Source organism: Paenirhodobacter populi (assembly GCF_004022215.1).
GTDB classification, from domain to species: Bacteria; Pseudomonadota; Alphaproteobacteria; order Rhodobacterales; family Rhodobacteraceae; genus Rhodobacter; species Rhodobacter populi.
In genome coordinates this window covers 1-21707 of the sequence record NZ_SAUZ01000040.1, presented here as the reverse complement: position 1 = coordinate 21707, position 21707 = coordinate 1, and the positions used below count along the sequence as shown (strand labels likewise).

General features: G+C 65.0%; 20 protein-coding genes and 1 pseudogene. 9 read left to right on the top strand and 12 right to left on the bottom strand.

Annotated features, from left to right (window positions below):
• A complete protein-coding gene (locus D2T30_RS23795) occupies positions 1–696 on the top strand; it encodes a DUF2268 domain-containing putative Zn-dependent protease (RefSeq protein ID WP_128210452.1) in 696 nt (231 codons plus the stop codon).
• A gap of 36 nt (positions 697–732) precedes the next feature.
• On the opposite strand, the gene D2T30_RS21340 is transcribed toward D2T30_RS23795, so the two are convergent.
• The 4 genes from D2T30_RS21340 to D2T30_RS21330 are packed head-to-tail and all read right to left on the bottom strand — an operon-like array spanning position 733 to position 3172.
• The gene (locus D2T30_RS21340) at positions 733–1818 is read right to left on the bottom strand and encodes an amidohydrolase (protein ID WP_128210451.1); all 1086 of its coding nucleotides are present in this window, start codon (positions 1816–1818) and stop codon (positions 733–735) included.
• Between the two features lie 4 nt (positions 1819–1822).
• Positions 1823–2677, bottom strand: a complete 855-nt coding sequence (locus D2T30_RS21335) for an ABC transporter permease (RefSeq protein WP_128210450.1) — start codon at positions 2675–2677, stop codon at positions 1823–1825.
• 13 nt (positions 2678–2690) lie between these two features.
• Entirely contained in the window at positions 2691–2840 is a 150-nt protein-coding gene (locus D2T30_RS23240) for a hypothetical protein (protein ID WP_206613045.1), read from the bottom strand.
• A gap of 29 nt (positions 2841–2869) precedes the next feature.
• Entirely contained in the window at positions 2870–3172 is a 303-nt protein-coding gene (locus D2T30_RS21330) for an ABC transporter substrate-binding protein (protein ID WP_164884388.1), read from the bottom strand.
• 96 nt (positions 3173–3268) lie between these two features.
• Between D2T30_RS21330 and D2T30_RS21325 the strand changes: the two are divergent.
• A pseudogene (locus tag D2T30_RS21325) lies at positions 3269–3586 on the top strand (FCD domain-containing protein); the annotation flags it as partial.
• A gap of 224 nt (positions 3587–3810) precedes the next feature.
• On the opposite strand, the gene D2T30_RS21320 reads toward D2T30_RS21325, so the two are convergent.
• Genes D2T30_RS21320 through D2T30_RS21295 form a run of 6 tightly spaced genes read right to left on the bottom strand, consistent with a single transcriptional unit; the run spans position 3811 to position 11201 of the window.
• Positions 3811–4833 carry a histone deacetylase family protein gene (locus D2T30_RS21320; RefSeq protein ID WP_128210448.1) on the bottom strand — a complete coding sequence of 341 codons (1023 nt, stop codon included), beginning with the start codon at positions 4831–4833 and terminating at the stop codon, positions 3811–3813.
• Positions 4830–6209: an FAD-binding oxidoreductase gene (locus D2T30_RS21315; RefSeq protein ID WP_128210447.1), complete on the bottom strand. Its 1380-nt coding sequence runs from the start codon at positions 6207–6209 to the stop codon at positions 4830–4832. Before D2T30_RS21315 ends, D2T30_RS21320 begins: the two co-directional genes overlap by 4 nt.
• Entirely contained in the window at positions 6206–7783 is a 1578-nt protein-coding gene (locus D2T30_RS21310) for an ABC transporter ATP-binding protein (protein ID WP_128210446.1), read from the bottom strand. Before D2T30_RS21310 ends, D2T30_RS21315 begins: the two co-directional genes overlap by 4 nt.
• The gene (locus D2T30_RS21305; RefSeq protein WP_128210445.1) at positions 7783–8619 is read right to left on the bottom strand and encodes an ABC transporter permease; all 837 of its coding nucleotides are present in this window, start codon (positions 8617–8619) and stop codon (positions 7783–7785) included. The genes D2T30_RS21310 and D2T30_RS21305 overlap by 1 nt, the downstream gene beginning before the upstream one ends.
• Positions 8620–8626: 7 nt before the next feature.
• The gene (locus D2T30_RS21300) at positions 8627–9601 is read right to left on the bottom strand and encodes an ABC transporter permease (RefSeq protein ID WP_128185885.1); all 975 of its coding nucleotides are present in this window, start codon (positions 9599–9601) and stop codon (positions 8627–8629) included.
• A gap of 52 nt (positions 9602–9653) precedes the next feature.
• Positions 9654–11201 carry an ABC transporter substrate-binding protein gene (locus D2T30_RS21295; protein WP_128210444.1) on the bottom strand — a complete coding sequence of 516 codons (1548 nt, stop codon included), beginning with the start codon at positions 11199–11201 and terminating at the stop codon, positions 9654–9656.
• Positions 11202–11738: 537 nt separating this feature from the next.
• Between D2T30_RS21295 and D2T30_RS24245 the strand changes: the two genes are divergently transcribed.
• The 6 genes from D2T30_RS24245 to D2T30_RS21265 all read left to right on the top strand — a co-directional run bounded on the left by D2T30_RS24245 (position 11739) and on the right by D2T30_RS21265 (position 17944).
• Positions 11739–11954, top strand: coding sequence for a LuxR C-terminal-related transcriptional regulator (locus tag D2T30_RS24245; protein ID WP_394343127.1), 216 nt, complete (start codon positions 11739–11741; stop codon positions 11952–11954).
• Positions 11955–12219: 265 nt separating this feature from the next.
• Entirely contained in the window at positions 12220–13242 is a 1023-nt protein-coding gene (locus tag D2T30_RS21285) for a Dyp-type peroxidase (protein ID WP_206613043.1), read from the top strand.
• A 1-nt stretch (position 13243) separates the two neighbouring features.
• Positions 13244–14065 (top strand): family 1 encapsulin nanocompartment shell protein, encoded by an 822-nt coding sequence (locus tag D2T30_RS21280; RefSeq protein WP_128210443.1) that lies wholly within the window; start codon positions 13244–13246, stop codon positions 14063–14065.
• A gap of 286 nt (positions 14066–14351) precedes the next feature.
• Positions 14352–14867: a sugar dehydrogenase complex small subunit gene (locus D2T30_RS21275; RefSeq protein ID WP_164884390.1), complete on the top strand. Its 516-nt coding sequence runs from the start codon at positions 14352–14354 to the stop codon at positions 14865–14867.
• Positions 14867–16513: a GMC family oxidoreductase gene (locus D2T30_RS21270; RefSeq protein ID WP_128210441.1), complete on the top strand. Its 1647-nt coding sequence runs from the start codon at positions 14867–14869 to the stop codon at positions 16511–16513. The genes D2T30_RS21275 and D2T30_RS21270 overlap by 1 nt, the downstream gene beginning before the upstream one ends.
• Before the next feature lie 9 nt (positions 16514–16522).
• A complete protein-coding gene (locus tag D2T30_RS21265) occupies positions 16523–17944 on the top strand; it encodes a cytochrome c (RefSeq protein WP_128210440.1) in 1422 nt (473 codons plus the stop codon).
• A gap of 31 nt (positions 17945–17975) precedes the next feature.
• Here the strand turns inward: D2T30_RS21265 and D2T30_RS21260 are convergent, their stop codons facing one another.
• Positions 17976–19007, bottom strand: a complete 1032-nt coding sequence (locus D2T30_RS21260) for a LacI family DNA-binding transcriptional regulator (protein WP_128210439.1) — start codon at positions 19005–19007, stop codon at positions 17976–17978.
• 443 nt (positions 19008–19450) lie between these two features.
• Positions 19451–20419, bottom strand: a complete 969-nt coding sequence (locus D2T30_RS21255; protein ID WP_128210438.1) for a quinone oxidoreductase family protein — start codon at positions 20417–20419, stop codon at positions 19451–19453.
• 322 nt (positions 20420–20741) lie between these two features.
• On the opposite strand from D2T30_RS21255, the gene D2T30_RS23230 reads away from it, so the two are divergent.
• A complete protein-coding gene (locus tag D2T30_RS23230) occupies positions 20742–20912 on the top strand; it encodes a hypothetical protein (RefSeq protein ID WP_164884389.1) in 171 nt (56 codons plus the stop codon).
• The last annotated feature ends 795 nt before the right edge of the window (positions 20913–21707 follow it).

Below are 21707 nucleotides of genomic sequence, written 5' to 3'. Positions count from 1 at the left end.
ATGCAGAGGTCCAGATCCGCATCCTTCGCAGGTTCTCTCGAACCGTCGCCCATCGGGCTTGAACCGATGGCGCCTCGATGGGCAACCGTTCACCTGCTCAGTCATGAACCGCTTCACATCACTCGGCGCACCCGAGCCCGTTCGCATGCGCTGAAAATCGCCGGGGCGAGGCCAGCTCCGACCTCATCCCGAATAGCGCAACAAAGCCTCCGGGAGACGGGCCACGCGGGGTTCGCGACGGAAGCTGGCGTGGTCTACGTCACCGTGGATCCGGGGCACGCCGCCCTGCGCGTGAATGCCGACCTGTCTCTGGAGCGGATGCTGGCGCATGCGCTGCATCATTCCGCGCGGTGGGATGGCCCCGGATACGGCCGGACGCTTGGCGCTGCACTGGTTTCCGAAGGGCTGGCGGGGCATTTCGCGCAGGAAGTGTTCGGCAAAGGCCCCGAGCCCTGGGAAAGCCTGCCCGTAAGCGTTTTGCGCACGCATATCCCGAGAGCATTTCATGAATGGGCATATGAAGGATACGCGCATGAAGCCTGGTTCTTCGGCTCCCCCGATTTTCCAAGATGGCTGGGCTACTCTTTAGGGTATCAGCTCGTTGCGCGTTATCTGGCCTCACACCCAGGGGTGCGGGCGTCCGAGTTGGTCCATGGAGATGCCAGGGACTTTCTTCCTCAACTTGGAGAGGTCTGAGCGGGAGTCATCCCGTCTGTTTTCCATACGCAGCTGTCAGCCCGACCTCCGATAGCGATCAAAGACAGGTCTCGAATCACCGGCCTGGGAACACGTTGCCAATCCCCGGCATGGCCAAGGAAGAGTCGGCCGGAACAGAGACCACCGCGATTTTCCGGGGCTGTTGCACGGCTTACGCAGCATGGCCCGTTCGAGCATGTCGCCGTTGCCATACGGCCCCCAGGTATCGCGGAAACCGTCAAGGCCCGCGCCAAAGCGCCCGCCCGCCGCCAGCAATCTTTGCAACGAGGGCACCTCGCGCGAGAACGGCGCGGTGGTCAGGACCGGCAGATCGAGGGTGGCGCAATCGTCGATCAGGCCCTGTGTCATGTTCCAGTCCGGCGCCCCCATGCAGAAAGCGTGGCTGATCGCCACCTTGCCCTGCATGCCAAGCGCGCGAACCCGTTCAAAGATCATGTCCATCGAGAAGGCGCCCATCTCGCCCGCCTCGTGCAGGTGGATGTCGATGCCTTTCCCGTATTTCCCGGCGATGGCGAAGATCGCGTCGAGATGGCCCTTGGGATCGCGGTCCATGCCGCAGGGATCGAGCCCGCCGACCAGACCCGCCCCCGCCACCATCGCCCGATCGAGCAGCTCGACCGTGCCCGGCCGGCGCGGCAGGCCCGATTGCGGAAAGGCGACGATCTCGATCTCCACCACGCCGGCAAGCTGGCGGCGCGTCTCCATCACCCCTTCAAGCGCCACGAGCCCCTGATCGGTGTCGATGTCCGCATGGCTGCGGATGACCGTCGTGCCGAAGCTAGAGGACAGGATCGCCTGCCGCATAGGCTGCACATGCGCATCGAGGCCAAGATCGCGCTTCACCCGCCGCTCGTTGTCGATCTTGTCGATCAGGCGCGGGCCGACGTCGTTCACATACCAAGGATGGCCGAGCAACCCCTTGTCGAGGTGGGTATGCGCATCGACAAGCCCCGGAATGGCGATCGCCCCGCCGCCGTCTTCGCATGCGATGCCCGGGGCCACGAGATCCGGGCCGATGGCCGCGATCGTGCCCGCCCGGATCAGCAGGTCGGTCGGCGCGCCGCCCATCGGGCGGATGTTCTTCAAAAGCAGGTCGGACATGGTTTCACCGCAGTCTGAAGTTGAGGGCATCGCGCAGCCAGTCGCCGAGCACGTTGATCGAGACGACCAGCAGACAGAGCTGCACGGCGGGGAACACGACGATCCACCACGTGCCCGAGAAAAGGAACTGGTTGCCCACGCGGATCAGCGTGCCGAGCGAGGGCTGTTCCGGCGGCATGCCGACACCGAGGAAGGAGAGCGTCGCCTCGATCAGGATGCCGAGTCCGAAGTTCAGCGTCGCCGCGACCAGCAGGGGCGTGGTGGTGTTGGGCAGGATATGGCGCAACAGGATCCGGTGCACCGGCACGCCGATGAGCCGCGCGGCCTGCACATATTCGCGGTCACGCTCGACCATCATCCGGGCGCGCACGGTGCGGGCATATTGCACCCATGCCGAGATCGAGATCGCCAGCACGATCACCGCCATTGAGCCCACATCCCGCCACGCCGACGGCAGCATCTGACGCGCGACCGCGGTGACGAGAATGGCGATCAGCATCGTCGGCATGGACAGCAGCACGTCACCCACCCATTTGCCGTAATAGCCCTCCAACAGCCCCAGCATCGCCCCCACCACGAGGGGCACGACCACCGAGGCCGCGCCGATGATGATAGACGCGCGCGAGCCGTAGAGAATGGCGGCCAGCATGTCGCGCCCCTGCGGGCAGGTCCCGAGGAGGAACGGCCATTGGCCGTCAGCCTCCCATATCGGGGGAAGTTCCGCGTTCAGCAGGTCCAGCGAGGCGAGGTCGTAGGGATTCTGCCCCGTGATCCAGGGCGCCGCGAAGGCCGAGACGATCAGCACGACCAGCAGCCCCGCCGAGATCACCGCCGAGGGGGTGTTTTCCGTTGCGGACATGGCGGTCTCCGGCTCAGGCGGTGCGCAGGTGCGGATCGATCAGCGCATAGGCGATGTCCACCAGCGTGTTGAGCGCGACGAAGATGAAGGAAACGATGCACAGATAGGCGGACATCACCGGAATATCGACGCAGGTCGGCGCCTCGGCATTATTCGCCTGCAACCAGCCGGCATCGAATATATAGATCGTGGTCAGGTCGTTGGGCAGCAGCGGGTAGGCGTCACGTCGATCTCGATCGTGTGGTCGTCGATCACCCGCGAGCCGGTGTAGGCGGGGATATTGCCCTTGAGCGGCGACTTCGGATCCGACGCGCGCTTGAGCGAGGCCTGCACATCCTCGGCGGTGAACTCCGCCCCGTCCTGAAACTTGACGCCCTCGCGCAGATGAAAACGCCATGTGGTGGGCGAAACGATTTCCCACGACGTGGCGAGCGCGGGTTCCAGCTTCAGGTTGCGGTCGTAGCGCACGAGCCCCTCGTAGACATGATTGAGCACGCCGAGTGAAACTGTCGCCGTAGGAATAGGGATCAAGCGAGCCGATATCGCGCGAGGCCCCCATTTCAGGACAACCTCGGCGCTGCCTCTTCACCGCGCTCGATCCGGCTGGCGGGCGAATTCCATACCTTGCTGGCGGAGCAGGCGGGGTCGCCGCTCTTGGCGGATTTCGTCAATGCGACGGTGGCGCGGACCTCGCTGATCCTCGCGCGCTATGGCCGGCCGCATTCGGCGGAATGCGGTATCGATGAACATGTCCAGCTGATCGAGGCGCTGAAGAAGCAGGACCGGACCCGCGCCATGGAGATCATGGACCGGCATCTGCATGCGGTCGAGGACCGCGCTTACGCCGAGGAGGTCCCCCAGATGGATATTTCAGCGATCCTCAGCCGGTATGTCGTGACGAAAGACTGAACTGTCGTCGCGCGCCTTCCTCGCGGCCGGCTGATTGCGCCGGTCGTGCTTTTGGTCGGGCGCCCATGCATTGGGCCGGATCAGCCCTCCGCTTCCCCACGCCTGCACCGGGAACTGGAAACGCTGACGCTTGTCTGCCGAAGACATGGGCGGATGAACCCGAACGGCGCGGCAGACAGCCCGAAGCCGCCCCCGCAAGGGGGCGGACCGGATTCCGTAATCGGTCAGGCCGACTGCAACCCGCCAAGCAGGCTCGTCAGGTTGGCATGCAGGCAGGGCTGCATGTAGCCGCCTTCCTGCACCGACAGCACCGGCAGGCCGAGCGAACCGATCGCGCGGCCGATGCGGGCAAAGCCTTCGGTGGTGACCTTGAGGCCCTGGAACGGGTCATCCTCATGCGCATCAAGGCCCTGCGCCACCACGATCACCGTCGCGCCATAGGCCGCGATCTGTTCAAGCGCACGGTCGAGCGCCTTCAGGTAGCCCTCGGTATCGGTGCCCCGCGCGAGCGGCAGGTTCAGGTTGTAGCCGAAGCCGCGTCCCTCGCCGGTTTCCTGCGCGCCGCCCGCGTAATAGGGGTAGAACCCCGCCGGATCGACATGCAGCGAGATCGTGAACACGTCGTCGCGGGCGTAGAAGATGCCCTGCGTGCCGTTGCCGTGATGCACGTCGATATCGAGGATCGCCGGCCGGTGACCATGCGCGCGCAGGTATTCCGCCGCGATGCCGGAATTGTTGAGAAAGCAAAAGCCACCCGCCACCTCGGGATAGGCATGATGCCCCGAGGGCCGCGACAGCGCATAGCAGCGCGTTTCCCCCGCAAGGATCGCATCCGCCCCGGTCAGCGCCGTCTGCGCCGACCAGTAGATCGCGTTCCAGCTATGCGCCGAGATCGGGCAGGAGGTATCGGCGTTGTGGTAGCCGATCTGCGCCTCGGTTTCATAGGAATAATGCACCTTGCGGTCGGGCGAGATGCGGCTCGGCACGACTTCCTCCAGATCCGGCACCGTCTCCTTGCGCCGGTCGTAGATCGTGCGCAGGAAGGCGAGGTAGCGCGGCGTGTGCAGCGCGGCCAGAGGCGCCATGCCATGGTCCACGCTGTCGGTCAGCTCCAGCCCGGCGTTCTTCGCGCCCTTGAGCAGCTCGGCCACGCGCTCCGGGCGGTCGGTGTTCAGGATCACCTTGCCGTCCTGCAACCGGAACCGCGGATCGTGCAGCCGCTGCTTTTCGTCGAAAATCACCTTCATCGCTTGTCTCCTTCGGGCAGGGTCTTGCCGGGATTGAGTATCCCCTTCGGGTCGAGCGCGGCCTTGATCGCCCGCATGACGTCAAGCGCGACGGAGTCCTTGTAGCGCGCCATCGGGGCGAGCTTGGAAATGCCCACGCCATGCTCGGCCGAAAAGGTGCCGTCCATCTCCATCGCCAGCGCGTCGATCTCGGCGCGCAGGGGGGCCATCAGGGCGGCGTCGGTCGGATAGACGTTGTAGTGGATGTTGCCGTCGCCCAGATGCGCGACCGAAAACACCTCGCAATCCGGATCGACGGCACGCAGGCGGGGCTCGATCTCGCGCAGGTAGCGCGCGACCATCTCGCGCGGGACGGCGATGTCGGTGTCGATCACGGGATGCTTGCGGAACGAGATCTCGGCCGAGCTTTCGCGCCGCGCCCACATCTCGCGCCGCTGCGCCTCGTTCTGGGCGATCACCGCATCGGTAACGATGCCGCGTTCCATCCAGTTCGCCAGCACCTCTTCCAGCACCTCGTCCATACCGCCGGGCCGGGTGGCGGTCAGCTCGACCAGCAGATTGACGGGGTGGCGCGCCTCAAAGGGCTCACGCGCGGCGGGGTTGATTTCCAGATGCCCCTCGATGAAGCCGCGGGGCATGAACTCGAACGCCACGACCGCATTGTCCGAGGCGTCCTGCAGGTCGTTGAGCAGATCCGTCGCGGGATCGAGATCCTCCATCGCCACCATCGCGGTGACACGGTCGGCGGGCCGGGGCGACAGCTTCATCACCGCGGCGGTGATGATCCCCAGCTGCCCCTCGGCGCCGATCATCAGGTCGCGCAGGTCGAAGCCGGAGTTGTTCTTGTGCAGCGCCTGCATCAGGTCCATCACCCGGCCATCGGCCAGCACGACTTCAAGCCCGAGGCAGAGATCGCGCGTGTTGCCATAGCGAATGACATTGGAGCCGCCCGCATTGGTGGACAGCACACCGCCGATCAGCGCGGACCCCGATGCCCCGAAGGACAGCGGGAAGATCAGGCCGTGTTCCTCGGCCGCGGCGTTCAGCGCATCGATGACGACACCCGCCTCGACCACGGCGACGCGGGCAGCCGGCCGGATTTCGCGGATGCGGTTCATCCGCTCGACCGAAAGCACGATGGCATCGGTGCCGCAGGCGCCGCCGTTCAGCCCGGTATTGCCCGAAACCGGCACCACGGGGATGCCGTTTTCATTGGCGAACCGCAGGACAGCCGAAACCTCGTCCCGGTTCGTCGGGCGGACGACGGCCAGCGGCACGCCTTCGTAATCGCCCGTCCAGTCGCGCGACCATCGGGCGGTATCGGCCCCGGTCAGGACATTCGCAGGCCCGACGATGGCGGCAAGCGCGTTGATCATTGCAGCTCCAATCCCGGGGCCGCATCCAGAAGGTTGCGGGTATATTCCTCCCGCGGGTGGCGGAAGACCTGCTCGGCGGCGCCGATCTCGACGATCTTTCCGTGCTGCATCACCGCGATCCGGTCGCAGATCTTGCCCGCCACGCGCAGGTCGTGGGTGACGAAGATCATCGTCAGGCCAAGCCGCGTCTTCAGATCCTCAAGCAGGTCGAGCACCTGCGCCTGCACCGAAACGTCGAGCGCCGAGACCGCCTCGTCCGCCACGATGATCTCGGGGTCCAGCGCCAGCGCCCGGGCGATGCCGATCCGCTGCCGCTGGCCGCCGGAAAATTCATGCGGAAAACGGTCCATCGCGCTGTCCTTCAGGCCGACCAGCACCAGCAATTCCCGGGCGCGGGCATAGGCCTCGGCGCGGCTCTTGCCATGCGCCATCGGCCCTTCGGTCAGGATCCGGCCGATCCGCGCGCGCGGGTTGAGCGAGGCATAGGGATCCTGAAAGATCATCTGGATCTTCTTGCGATGCGCTTTCAGCGCCGCGCCGCGCAGGCGGGAAATGTCCTGCCCGTCCATTTCGATCGTGCCGCTGTCGGGCTTGATGAGCTGCACGATGGCGCGGCCGAGGGTGGATTTCCCCGAGCCCGATTCACCGACGATCCCCAGCGTCTCGCCCCGCATCAGGTCGATCGACACATGGTCGGAGGCGCGCACCACCCGGTCGCCGGTGCGGAATTCCTTCACCAGATCGCGCACCCGCAGCAGCGGAACCTCCTTCGCCGGGGTTTCGTGGAATTCCACCTTGGGGATCGCGTCCAGCAGGCGGCGGGTATAGGGATGATCGGGGTTCACCAGCACCTTCGAGGCCGGGCCCTGTTCCACCAGTTCGCCCAGTTCGATCACGGCCACATCGTCGGCGATTTCCGATACCACGCCGAAGTCATGGGTGACGAACATCACCGCCATGCCGTGCTTGACCTGCAAATCCTTGATAAGCCGAAGGATCTGCGCCTGCGTCGTGACATCGAGCGCGGTGGTGGGTTCATCGGCGATCAGCACCTTCGGCTCCAGCGCAAGGGCCATGGCGATCACCACCCGCTGCCGCTGCCCGCCCGAAAGCTGGAACGGATAGGCGAATTGCGCGCGCTCGGGGTCCGGAATGCCGACCTCGCGCAGCAGATCCAGCGCGCGCGCCGCGCGTTCGGGGGGCGTCAGACGACCGTGGGCCTCGAACACCTCGGCGATCTGGGCGCCGATCTTCATCAGCGGGTTCAGGGCCGTCATCGGCTCCTGAAAGATCATGCCGATGCCGGCGCCGCGCAGGTCCTGAAACTGTTCCTCGGTCAGATGGGTGATGTCGCGGCCCTCGAACAGGATGTGCCCCGATCCGACGGTGACCCCCTTCGGCAACAGCCCCATCACCGCATTCGCCGACATCGACTTGCCCGAGCCGGATTCCCCCACGATGCACAGGGTCCGGCCGGGATAGAGCGCCAGCGACACATCGCGGATCGCATGGGGCCGGTCGGCGCCCTCGGGCAGGTCGATGGTCAGATGCTCGATCTTCAGGGTCGGTTCCATCAGCTCCTCCGGCGGGACAGGCGCGGGTTCAGCGCGTCGTTCAGGCTTTCGCCGATCAGGTTCAGCGCCAGCACCGTCAGCACGATCGCCACGCCCGGAAAGAACGACAGCCACCACGCCTGCCGGATCACCGTGCGCGCCGCGCCGATCATGTAGCCCCAGCTCATCAGGTTCGGATCGCCAAGACCAAGGAACGACAGCGAGCTTTCGAGCAGGATCGCCGAGGCGACCATCAGCGAGGCCATCACGATGATCGGCGAGATCGCATTGGGCAGGACCTGACGCAGGATGATCGAAGGTGCGGACAGGCCTTGCAGGATCGCCGCCTCGACATATTCGCGCTTGCGCAGTGACATCACCTCGCCCCGCACCAGCCGGGCCACGGGCGGCCATGACACGATGCCGATGGCCAGCGTGATCGACACCACCGAGGGCTGGAAGATCGCCACGATCACGATGGCGAGGGCAAAGCTCGGCACGGTCTGGAAGAATTCGGTGATGCGCATCAGCGCGTCATCGACCCTGCCGCCGAAATATCCGGCCAGCGCGCCCATCGGAATGCCGATCAGCAGCGCCGCGACAGTGGACACCAGCCCGACCAGCAACGACACCCGCGCGCCATGCGCCAGCCCCGCCGCCACGTCGCGCCCGACCGTATCGGTGCCGAGGATGAATTTCATGTTCTCGAACGGCGGCAGAAAGGGGCGCGAGACCATCTTCCACGGATTGTTCGGGAACAGCAGCGGCGCGGTGGCGGCGACCGCCACGATGATGACCAGCAGCACGAGGCCGATCACGCCGCCGCGGTTGGATGCGAAACGTCTCCAGAAATCCATGCCAGCCTCACTGCACGCGGATGCGGGGATCGACGATCCCGTAGACAAGATCGGTGATCAGGTTGAACAGGATCACCATCGCCGCCGAAACGAAGAACACGCCCAGAAGCACGTTGTAGTCGCGCTGCGTGAGCGCCTCGAACATCAGCCGCCCGATACCCGGCCAGGCGAAGACGGTTTCCGTCAGAACCGCGCCGCCCACCAGCTGCCCCGCCTGCAACCCCGCCAGCGTCACGATCGGCAGAAGCGCGTTGCGCAGGATGTGGCGCCGCTCGATCACCGCGGGCGAAAGCCCCTTGGCCCGGGCGGTCTTGACGAAATCCATCTGGCTGACCTCCAGCATCGAGGCCCGCGTCATCCGCGAGTAAACGGCCGTGAAGAACAGGCCGAGCGACAGCGCCGGCAGCACCAGATGTTCCGCGATGTCCAGCGCCCGCCGCCAGCCGGTGAAGCCCGACCCCACCGTTTCATAGCCGAAGGGCGGCAGCCAGCCGAGCGTGACGGAAAACAGCAGCACCCCCATCAGCGCCGCCCAGAACAGCGGCGTCGCATAGAACAGCAGCGCGACCGAGGAAATCAGCGTATCCGACCATTTCCCCACCCGGCTCGCCGCCAGAACGCCCGCCAGCACGCCGAACACCAGCGACACCGCGAAGGCCGTCCCCGTCAGCAGCAGCGTCGCCGGCAGCCGGTCGAGGATCAGGTCCAGCACCGGCATCTGCTGGCGGTAGGAATAGCCCAGATCCAGCCTAGCCACGTCCGAGATGTATTTCCACAACTGCACATGGAGTGGCTGGTCGAGACCGAATTTCTCGCGCAGCTGCGCAAGGAACATCTCGTCCGTCGCGCCGGCTTCGCCCGCCATCACCGCGGCCGGATCGCCCGGGGCGGCGTGGATCAGCAGGAAATTCAGGACGAGAATGGCCAGCAGCACGACGGCGGCCTTGACCAGTCGTCCGACGATGCGGGTCAGGATCTTCATGGCGGGAATCCTCTGGGCGCGGAAAACCCGGGCCTTGCGGCCCGGGTTCGCGTCACTTCTCGATATAGGCGTTCTTGAAGCCGTCGTTCAGACCGATGCCCGTCGTGATCAGGTCCTTGACGGAGCAGCGCATGATCGTCGGCATCCCCAGATCAAGCAGCCAGGCGTTCGGCACATCATCGACGAGGATCTTCTGCACCTCGCTATACACGGCCTGACGTTTCGCCGGGTCGATCGTGCCCGCACCTTCGGCGAAGAGCGCGTCGACCTCCGGGTTGGCATAGCCCTCGACGTTGTTCCAGGGCGAACCCTTGGCGATGTTCGTCGAGACATAGGTCCGCGACACGCCAAGCGCCGGATCGCCGTATTGGAACAGATAGGTGGTGGACAGGTCATAGTCCCAGTCCGACAGCTTCTGGTTCCAGCCGGCAACATCGGTCGAGACGATCTCGACCTTGATGCCCACGTCCTCGAGGTTCTGCTTGATCACCTCGCCAAGCCGCATCCAGGTTTCGCCATAGGGCATCGGCACCAGCTTCAGCACCTCGCCGTTGTAGCCCGAGGCCTTCACCAGCTCCTTCGCCTTCGCCGGATCATAGGGATAGGGCGCGATATCGGTGTCGTTGAACTTCGTCGAGGCGGCGAACGGCCCGTTCGAGATCTTGCCAAGGCCGTTGAACAGCGCATCCTTGATGAACTCGCGGTCCAGCGCATACATGATCGCCTGCCGGAATTCCTTGTTTGCGGCCGGGCCCTGGCGCGTGTTGATCCAGACCCAGCTTTGCGGCGCGAAGAATTCCCAGCCCGCTTCGGTCATGCAGGTGTTGTCCAGCGCGGCGAGGCGCGGAATGTCGAAGGTCTCGACCGAACCGGCGGGCAGAATGTCGACCTGCCCCGTTTCATAGGCCACGGCGCGCGAGGCGGCGTCGGGGATCACATGCCAGTAGATCTCGTCCAGATAGGGTTTGCCTTCGTCCCAGTAATCGGGGTTCTTCACCAGCTTGATGAACGATCCCTTCTGCCATTCGCCGAATTTGAACGGGCCGGTGCCGATGGGGGTGTTGTTGGCCGGATTGTTCTGGAAATCGGTGCCTTCGTAGATGTGCTTCGGCACGATCGGCATCGAGCCGACCTCGAAGGCGTTCAGGAACGGGCCGAAGGGCGCTTTCAGCGTGAAGACGACCGTATTGGCATCGGGCGCGGTGATCGACGCGACATGTTCAAGGATCGCGCGGAACCGCGGGTGCTGCTGACGCAGGAAGACATCGGCCGTGAATACCACGTCATCGGCCGAGAACGCGGCCCCGTCGTGCCATTTCACGCCCTCTTCCAGATGGAACGTATAGGTCAGCCCGTCGTCCGAAACCTCCCAGCTTTTCGCCAGCGAGGGCATCGCCTCCAGCTTCGCGTCGTAGCGCAGCAGACCTTCGTAGATGTTGCCCGCGATCTGCTGGGTGGGCGCGTTCTGCACGAGACCGAGCATCAGGCTCGGCGGTTCGGGCTGGATCACGACATTGGCGCGCCCGCCCGCGACCGGATCGGCGATGGCGGGTGCACATGCGAGAAAACTGGCGACGACCGCCGCGATGATGCGATTCATGGACTTTCCCTGTCGGTTTCTGATGCGTTCTGGTTTCCGATCCCCGAAGGCTCCGGAGAGGCACCTTGATCCGAGGATCATCCCGTATCCCGCACCATGTTTCAAATAGGTATGCACTATGGCAATGATAAATTTGCCGAGCCATCATAAATTTGCCGCACCATCAGGGGCAGTTCCACGCGCTTCAGGTCCGGATTGATTTCGCACGCGCCAGGGAGGGGCGTCCTTGAAGACAATGCCGGGAATGATCGTATGAAAGGGTCGCTTGCGCCTGGCCAGAACATGCTTGGAGCCGATGGCACCGACGGCCGCGATGCAGCTTTCGGACCGGCTCGGGCAGGTCGAGGTCCGGATCCATGCCCTCAACAACGTGGGCACCTCGCTCGAATTCGCCGGACGATCCGGCGGCGACCGGCTGTTGGGGGGAAAGCCTAGTGCTTTCGCAGGCGGATCTGCCGGCGCCGCGCGCCGCCGAACTCGCGGGCGATTTCGAAAGGGCGGCCGGGCTGTGGTTCGCGCTGGACCAGCCCTGCGAGGGTGCACTATCGCTCATGCAGTCGACCGGCGGTGCTCGCCCCTCTCGTTCAGGGGCTGGGCAACAAGGATATCGCGCGCAAGCTGTCCCGTTCCTTGCGGACCGTCGAACATCAGGTTTCCTCGGTGCTCGGAAAATTCAACGCGGGCAACAGGATGGCGGTCCTGCTGCGGATCCGCAGCGAACCCTGTCTCATCGAGAGTGCGCGGGAAGACTGAGGCTTGCCGAAGCGGTGCTTTTCTTGCGGGACCGTCTGTTCGGTGCCTCCGGCAGCCCGCTGGCGACGAGGGCGCATCGCATGCCGATCATGAGCGCGGCAGGCCATTCAGGGCGAACCTGTGGGGCATCCCGATCTGCCGAACCACGGGGGTCGCCAATCCGCCCCCACGCGCCGATGCGACATAAACCGGGCAAGAAGAACTAAGGTCTTTCAGGATCATCGCAGAACGCGCTATTCCTTGCTCCGTAATTACGGAAGTCGCCATGTCCCCCAGTTCAAGCCAGCCCGTAGAAGGCACCCTGACCCGCAGCGCCATCTTCGTCACCCTGACCGTGGCGGAAGGGGACGAGGGGCTGGCACAGGTGCGCGGTCTTTGCGCGGACCTGCCCTCGCTGATCAAGGCCGTGGGCTTTCGCAGCGCCGAGGCCGGGCTGACCTGCGTTCTGGGGATCGGCGCCGCGCTGTGGGATCGGCTGGCGCCCGGCGCCACGCCGCAGGGGCTGCATCCGTTCCGCGAGATTTCCGGGGTGCATCACGCGCCATCGACCCCCGGCGATCTGCTTCTGCATGTGCGCGCCGCGCGACCGGATTATTGCTTTGAGCTGGTCACCCATATCATGCGCCGTCTCGGCCCCGCCGCGACGGTTCAGGACGAGACGCAGGGGTTCAAGTTCTTCGACAACCGCGACCTGCTCGGCTTTGTCGACGGGACCGAGAACCCCCTTGGCGCCGCGCTGACAGAGGCGGTGGTGATCGGCGACGAGGATCCGCCGTTCGCCGGCGGCAGCTATGTCATCGTGCAGAAATACCTGCATGACATGACCCGGTGGGAGGCGATGACGGTGGAACAGCAGGAACGCATCATCGGGCGCCACAAGCTCTCGGACATCGAATTCGCGGATGCGGACAAGGCCAGTTTTGCCCATAACGTCCTAACGAATATCGAAGATGCGGACGGCAACCAACTGGAAATCCTGCGCGACAACATGCCCTTCGGCAGTCCGGCGCATGGCGAGTTCGGCACCTATTTCATCGGTTATGCGCGCGAGCCCGGCCGGATCGAGACGATGCTGACCAACATGTTCGTGGGCAACCCGCCCGGCAATTACGACCGCATCCTTGATGTCAGCACTGCCGTGACGGGGGGCCTGTTCTTCGTGCCGCCGGCCGATATGCTCGACACGATCGCCGCGGGCGGGACGCTGGCCGAACCCGCATCCGAACCGGAGCCTGTGGCCCGGCCCGACGGCTCGCTTGGCCTTGGATCATTGAAAAGGGGAAACTGACATGGACAACCTTCACCGCGCATTGGCCCCGATCAGCGATGCCGCCTGGGCCCAGATCGAGGAAGAGGCAAAGCGCACCCTGACGCGCTATCTGGGCGCGCGGCGGGTGGCGGATCTGCACGGGCCGGAGGGGTTCGACCTGTCGGCCGTCGGCACCGGCCACCTGCGCAGCGCGGCACCGCTGGCTGACGGCGTGCATTGCGCGCAGCGCGAGGTGAACCCGCTGGTCGAGCTGCGGGTGCCGTTCGAGCTGACCCGCGCCGCCATCGACGATGTATCGCGCGGATCGAACGATTCCGACTGGCAGCCGCTGAAGGACGCCGCCCGGCAGATCGCGCTGGCCGAGGATCGGCTGGTCTTTCAGGGCTATGCCGAGACCGGGGTGACGGGCATCCTGCCCGGCTCCAGCAACCCGGCCATTGCGCTGCCCGAAGACGTCGCCGATTATCCCGAGGCGGTGGCGAGCGCCGTCAGCGCCCTGCGTCTGGCCGGGGTGAACGGACCCTATGCGCTGGTCCTCGGCACGGAGCCCTTCACCAAGGCGACGGGCGGTGCCGACGACGGCTATCCCGTCCTGAACCACCTCGAAAAGCTCGTCGATGTGCCGGTGATCTGGAGCCAGGCCCTGGAAGGCGGCGCCGTGGTTACCACGCGCGGCGGAGACTTCGACCTCTGGCTCGGACAGGACATCTCGATCGGCTATCTGGCCCATACGACCGATACCGTGACGCTCTACCTTCAGGAAAGCCTGACCTTCCAGATGCAGACCTCCGAGGCGGTGATTGTCCTCGAAACCCCGCCCCATGGCGGCGGCAAAGCCTGATCGCGGTATCAGAGCGCCTGTTCAGGTCCCACGTTTCTCGGGGGTATCGGCGATAAGTCCGTTGCCCAAGCCTCGGGCATCAGACCATCTATTTGCGCCGTATTAGATCGATCCACCTTGAACTGGATCGATCTATTGGGTAGCTGCGGCAATATGTCATCCTGAGAATACAAGGATCGGCGAGTCGCCGGCAGCGACGGGAATCTCTGACGCCGGTGGCCGTTTCCTATCGGGACAGCGAGGTGATCAAATGCCCAGCCCAACCTACGATAGCCCTCCCCTTTCCGTGACGACGCGCCGAACCGTGCTGGTCTGGTCTGCCAGCGTTCTGGCGCTGTTCGCGGGCGGTGGCGCCAGTTTCGCCCAGACACCGGCGGCCAATGCCGAACTGCAGAGCTTTCTTGAGCTTTCGCGGCTTCTGACGGGCTATGACGACCTCAACGAAGCGATCGCGCAGCGCATTCTTGAAACGCTCGTCACCGACGATCCTGCCAATGCCGAAAAATACCGGCAGCTTGCCGGGCTGTCCGCCACCGCATCCGACGCGAATGCCCTGCGCGACGCGGCCCGGACCGCCGGTCTGGGCGACGCGGTCACGGATATCGTCAGCGCCTGGTACACGGGCACCATCGCCGGCAAGCAGAAAACCACCGTCATCGCCTATAACGATGCGCTGATGTATCGCCCGGTCGAGGACGGGCTGATCGTGCCGACCTATTGCGACAAGGGTCCGATGTGGTGGCGCGACACGCTGCCGCCGGGGGTCACCCGCATGCCCGTCAACGTCCCGAAGGTGCTGTGATGAAATCGCCTGTCTTCAATAATGGCGACGTCGTCGCGGATGTCTGCGTTGTCGGAAGCGGCGTGGTCGGTGCGCTGACCGCCGAGCATCTGGCGGGCGAGGGGTATTCCGTCATCATGCTGGACGCCGGCCTGCGGATCACCCGCGCCCAGGCCGTCGAGAACTGGCGCAACATGCCCTTCGCGAACCGGGTCGGCTCGGATTATCAGGGGCTTTATCCGCAATCCCCGATGGCGCCGGCGCCGCTCTACTGGCCCAAGAACAACTATGTGGGCCTGTCCGGCCCGGACGCGGACGGCTTCCAGCAGGGCTACCTGAAGACGGTCGGCGGCACGACGTGGCACTGGGCGGCATCAAGCTGGCGGCACCTGCCGGTCGATCTGAAGATGCATTCGGTCTATGGCGTCGGCCGCGACTGGCCGATTTCCTATGACGAGCTCGAACCCTTCTACTGCCTCGCGGAAGAAAAGATGGGTGTGGCGGGTCCGAACGATCCGGCGTTGCAATCGCCGCCCGAACGCTCGCGCCCCTATCCGATGGACATGGTGCCGTGGAGCTATGGCGACAAGCGCATGGCCGAGGTGGTGAACCCGCACGGCTGGAACCTCGTGCCCATTCCGCAGGGACGCTCGACCCAGCCCTGGAACGGGCGGCCGACCTGCTGCGGCAACAACAACTGCCAGCCGATCTGCCCGATCGGCGCGATGTACAACGGCATCCATTCGGTCGAGGCGGCCGAGGCGCTCGGGGCCGTCACTTTGGCGGAATCGGTCGTCTACCGGCTCGACACCGACGAAAACAACCGCATCACCGCCGCGCATTTCTACGACGCGCAGCACGTTTCCCACAGGGTCGAGGCCAAGGCCTTCGTCATCGCCTGCAACGCGCTTGAAACCCCGCGCCTGCTGCTCGCCGCCGCCAATGAACGCAATCCGAACGGCATCGCCAACTCGACCGATCAGGTCGGGCGCTACATGATGGACCATTCGGGGTTCCACGCCTATTTCACGGCGAAGGAGCCGCTGTGGCTTGGCCGCGGCCCGGCGCAGTCGAGCTGCATGGTGGGGCCGCGCGATGGCGCGTTCCGGTCGGAATATTCCGCGACCAAGGTCATCCTTTACAACATCACCGCCGCCCACAAAGCCGCCTCGGCCGCGATCAAGGACGGCTTCGTCGGCAAGGATCTGGACGCCGAGATCCGCCGCCGCACCATCAACGGGGTCGACCTGTCGATCAGCCTCGAACCCCTGCCCGATCCGAACAACCGGGTGACGCTGTCGAAGACGCGGCTCGATCCGCACGGCATCCCCTGCCCCGAGGTCTATTACGACGTGGGCGACTATGTCCGCAAAGGCTATCAGGCCTCGGTCGAACAGCTGCGCGGTCTGGCGGACCTGTTCGAGGCGGATGATTTCCACGCCACGACATCGCTGAACGCGAACAACCACATCATGGGCGGCGCGATCATGGGCAACGATCCCCGGAATTCGGTGACGAACGGCAATTGCCGGGCGCATGACCACGCGAACCTCTGGCTGCCGGGCGGGGCGCCGATGCCCTCGGCCAGCGTGGTGAACTCGACGCTGACGATGGCGGCGCTCGGCCTCAAGGCCGCGTTCGACATCGCGGCGACGCTGAAGGCGTAGGGGGCAATCATGAAAATCACCGCCCTTTCCGCCCTTGTCTTCGCCAGCCTCGCCGGCGGCGCCATCGCGCAGACCGCCGATCAGGATCTGATCGAGCGGGGAAAATACATCGCCACCATGGGCGACTGCGCCGCCTGCCACACCCAGCCGCGCGGCGCGGGAAAGCCCTATGCGGGGGGATATGCCATCGCCTCCCCCCTTGGCACGATCTGGTCGACCAACATCACCCCGTCGAGGGAATACGGCATCGGCACCTATACCGAGCAGGACTTCTCGGACGCCGTGCGCAAGGGGGTACTGAAGGACGGCACCCATCTCTATCCCGCGATGCCCTATGACGCCTATGCCGGCATCACCGACGCGGACATGAAGGCGCTCTATGCCTATTTCATGCACGGGGTCGCGCCGGTGGACGAGCCGCCCGCGCAGGTGACCGAGCTGCCGTTTCCCTTCAACCTGCGCTTCTCGATGGCGGCCTGGAACCTGCTCTATGCCGGCGGAAAGCCCTTCACCCCGGATGCCGGGCTGAACGCACAGGAGAACCGGGGGAAATACATCGTCGATACGCTCGGCCACTGCGCGTCCTGTCACAGTCCCCGCGGGCTCTTGATGGGGTCGGTGTCCGGGCAATATCTGCGCGGCGGCTCGGTCGGCCCGTGGTATGCGCCGGATATCACCGGCGATCCGGTCCACGGCATCGGAAGCTGGGCGAATGAAGAGATCGCGACCTATCTGAAAACCGGGCGTGTCGCCGGCAAGGCGCAGGCCGCCGGACCGATGGCCGAGGCGGTCGAGCACAGCTTTCAGCACATGGCGGACGACGATCTGGGGGCGATCGCCGCCTATCTGAAAACCGTGAACGCCCCTGCGACGGCCAGCACCCCATCCGTCGCCTCGCGCACCGACATGGGCCAGCCCGTCGATGTCGAGCCCGGCATTCGCGGGCTTTTCCCCGAAAACGCGCATGACAGCCTGAAAACCGGCGCCGAGCTTTACAGCGGCTATTGCGCCAGTTGCCATCAGCCGAATGGCGCGGGCAGCCGCAATCAGGCCTATCCGTCGCTGTTCCACAATTCGGTGACCGGGGCCGCCAGCGCCACGAACCTGATCGCGACGATCCTGTATGGCGTGGACCGGGAGGCGGGCGGCGACCATGTGCTGATGCCGCATTTCAACACCGGCTCCTACGTCGCCGTGCTGACGGATCAGGAAATCGCCGATATCTCCAATTTCGTCATGGAAACCTATGGCAACCCGAACGCGGCCAAAGTCACCACGGCGGATGTTCAGGTCGTGCGCGATGGGGGGCCGGTTCCCTTCCTCGCAAAGGTCCAGCCCCATATCCCCGCCCTGATGGCCACAGGCGGCGTCGCCGCAGTGGTGGTTCTGGCCGGGGTGATCCTGCTTGTCCGGCGCCGCAGGATCGCGTGACAGGCCACGGGAGGCAGGGATGCCTCCCGTATCAGTCCCGCGGGCCGGTCGTGTCCCCCGCGATGAGACGGACCGGCAGGATCGTCCGGGCGACGGCCAGTTGCCGGTCACCGATCCGCGCCACCAGCCGCTCTGCGACAGCCCGCCCGATGCTTCGCGGCTGAATGCCGATCGTCGTCAGCCGCGGCCGGACCATCTGCCCCATCGCCATGCCGTCGAAGCCGACGACGGAAAAGTCCCGGCCGACCCTGACGCCCCGATCCGCCAGCGATCCGCACAGGGACAGGGCGATCAGATCGTTGAAGCAGATCGCCGCCGTCACCCCGTCGCGCCGCAGATTGTCGATCGCTTCCGCCAGCCCGGAGCCGTCCTCCTCGGGTGCTGGCGCGCGCAGAATGATGGCCGGGGGCAGGCCAAGCGCCCCGAGGGCCGCCGACAGGGCCTCGGTGCGCGCCCGCGTCGCGGAATGGCAAAAGCCGGTTTCGACAAAGGCGAAATGCCTGTGACCAAGCCCGGCGAGATGATCGACCGCCAGCCTCATGCCGGCGGCATAATCCGGGCCGACATAGTCGAACTGGTCGGATATCTCGCGCATCGCCTGCACCACGGACAGACCGGAGCGGAGCAGGCTCTGCACGGATGTGGCCTGCATATCCTGCGGCGGGCAGATCGCAAGGCCATCGCATCCATGCTCGAACAGCAGCCGCAGGATCCGTCCTTCGGATGCCGCCTCTTCGCCGGAAATGACAAGGAAATTCGTCAGTCCCGCGCCTTGCAGCACCGTTTCGATCCCTTCGAGGAATTCCGCAAAGAACGGATTCGAGATGCCGGGAAGCATGACGCCCAGAACGCCGCTGCGGCTTGACCGCAGCCCGGCGGCGCTGCGGTTGTAGACATAGCCCAGCCTCCGCATCGCCTCTTCGACGCGCTCCCGGGTGGCGGCGGCGACCCGCGGGCTTCCGCGCACGACAAGCGAGGCCGTGGCACGGGAAACGTTCGCCGCGCAGGCGACATCCATGAGTGTCACCGCATTCCCGCTTGTCGGCTGCGCCTTTCGGGTCATGTCCCCTCGTCAGGTTTCGTGGATGCCCATGCTCACCGCTTACTGCGCGCCGGAGGGCCGAATGACAAGTTCTGCCGGCTCATACCCCGCAAATTTGCACGGAATGGCTTTGCAGTGGTCAGTAACGCGCAGGGGCTGCCCACCGCACCCCGCGCATTTGACCGGCGAGATCAGGCGGCGCACCGAAGTCACCGGCCCGCGTTGGGAAATCCTTGCGCCGGAAGGGTCTCGGATCCTTCTTGGCAGGGTCGTTCCGCGACGCTGGAAACGCCCGCCCCGGCCTGCGATGATGCCATCGCCGGCGTGCTACCGACCAGTTCCGCCCGCTTGTGAGCGCGAGGCCCAATGCCAGATCGGACAGGCCACACTCAAACGTCGAAGCGGTCACCGATCATTCTAGCGAGCCGTTTTCCGGGCACAAACCACTGGCTTGCATGTATAAATCACATCGAGGGAACGAGAACGACCTTGCCGGAAAAACTGCGGTCTTCGAGGCGCCGGTGGGCACGCCTTCCGTCGGCCAGCGCAAAGGTTTCGATCGGGGGAACCTGCAATGTTCCGCTCGACAGGGCCGCGAACAGCCTCGCGCTGCGTCTTGCCCGTTCCGCGGCGCTGTCGAGGTAGTCCCAAAGCTCGGCCCCTCGCAGCGCCTTGGATGTCTGCATCAACACGAGGGGATCGACCGGCCTCGGGGGTGCGTCGGACATGCCATATGTCACGATGACGCCGCGCGGGCGGGCGGCCTCGATGCTCTTGTCCAGTGTCGATCCAACGGCATCGTAAACCACATGGGCTCCGCCCTCGGTCATGTCGCGCACCGCGCTCACCCAGTCGCCGTCATAACCGAACACGACGTCAGCCCCCAGATCCTGGGCGATCTGCCGCTTTTCCGACGAAGACGCCATCGCAATGACGCGCGCCCCCTTTGCGCGGCAGAAGCGGACCAGATGACGTCCGACACCGCCAGCGGCCGAATGCACCACCACCCAGTCCCCGGGAGTGATGACCGCGCTGTCCTCGCAAAGGTATTGTGCCGTCAGCCCTTGCAGCAGCACGGCGGCGGCGGTCTTGTAGTCCACATCGTCAGGAAGCGGTATCGCCCGGTCAGCCGGCACATTCAGCTGGCTGACATTCGCGCGCGCGACATCCACGAAACCGATGCGATCCCCGATCCTGATCCCGCTCACCCCTGCGCCGACCGCCGAAACGATGCCTGCGCCTTCGTAGCCATTGATATACGGCGGCTCGCCCAGCTCCCGATAGCTTCCGCGGCGCCTGTAGATATCGGCGAAGTTCACGCCGGCCGCCTTCACGTCAACCAGCACATGGCCCGGAAGAACGGGGGGATCGGGAAGCTCCACATACTGCAAGACCTCTGGCCCGCCGAATGCCTCGAACGAAAGTGCGAACATGTTTCTTTCCCGCGTCTGATGTATCCCGCCCATTATGATCCGGGATCGGACGACCGCAATGGCGGCTCCGCTTCAACGCCGTCAGATTCCATGAGCTAGTTCCGGAAAATCAGACAGTGACGAAAGCTGCGATCCGACGTTTTCTGGTCTCGAAGGATTGGGAGATCGGGAATGCGGAAACGCAGGACTGTTCCGCTTCGGATTTGCCGGCAAACGGGCTTAGTCGATGGCCCCGAAGGCTCGCGGGATGCCGCCCGCACCGTCCTTCATAACAGATCCTGCAAAGACAGGAGGCTCCAACGCCTGAGTGGGATGGAGCATCATGAGCAAGACAACGAACAGGTTTTCACCCGAAGTGCGCACGTACCGTTCTAATGGTTCTGGACATGCGAACGACATCCTGTTGGAGGCGTCAGCGTATTTTGCGATGATCGAAGGCAATGCGGCACTGCTTCGAACCTTGCCGGAGATGCCCGACCGCCGGTCGAAGTGATGGTGGGCTTCATCGAGGCCCATCTGGGCACGCACGGGACCGAGCCATTGAGGCGCCATGGGTTCGAGCCCAATGGCGAAGGCCGATCTGCAGCCTTCCGCCGATTGCCCGTCCACCTATTGTGATCATCCGGCGAAGCGAGCCAATCCGGCACGGTTGTCGGATCGGGCACGCCGGGACGAAGCACTGCGGCCGGCGCCACGAGTGCCCGGTTGCCTGAGCGGCTGATCCCGTGTCCGGATCCGATCCGGTCGAGGCTGACTCCGTCTGTCGATGACGTCCGGATCGTGCCGATGCATCCGTCGGGTGTGGGGCGGCCGTGAGGCTTCGGCCGATGTGCGATGTCGCCGGCCTCACGAAACCACCGCGCCCCTGTCACACGTCTTCGCGCCGGAACCAGGCGCCCTCCTCGGACCGGGCCGGTTCCACCTTGCGTGCGTGTTTCGAATTGAGGGGCGGCGATTTCATGTGATCGCGGGCGGTGGTCTGGCGTCGTTACCGGCCGGCCTGATTGGCACCGGGAGGATAATGCTCCCGATTTCAGGAGAGGGCAGGCCGCGGTCGCGCCCGATGGGGGGAAACGACGGGAAAGCCGGATCAGGAATAGCCCACATCTGTGACCGCGAAATACGGCGCTTCATTTGCGGAGAGAATACCTTCGCTCACCGGGGCCGACAATTCTGTGTGTTGATCTGCATTGCGGCCAGTCCCCAGGCGGTCATTTCGGCGACGAGGCCGCGGCTTGCGCGGTCGAAGGCCTCGACGATATCCTCCGTGCGGGTGGTCGGGCTCGTG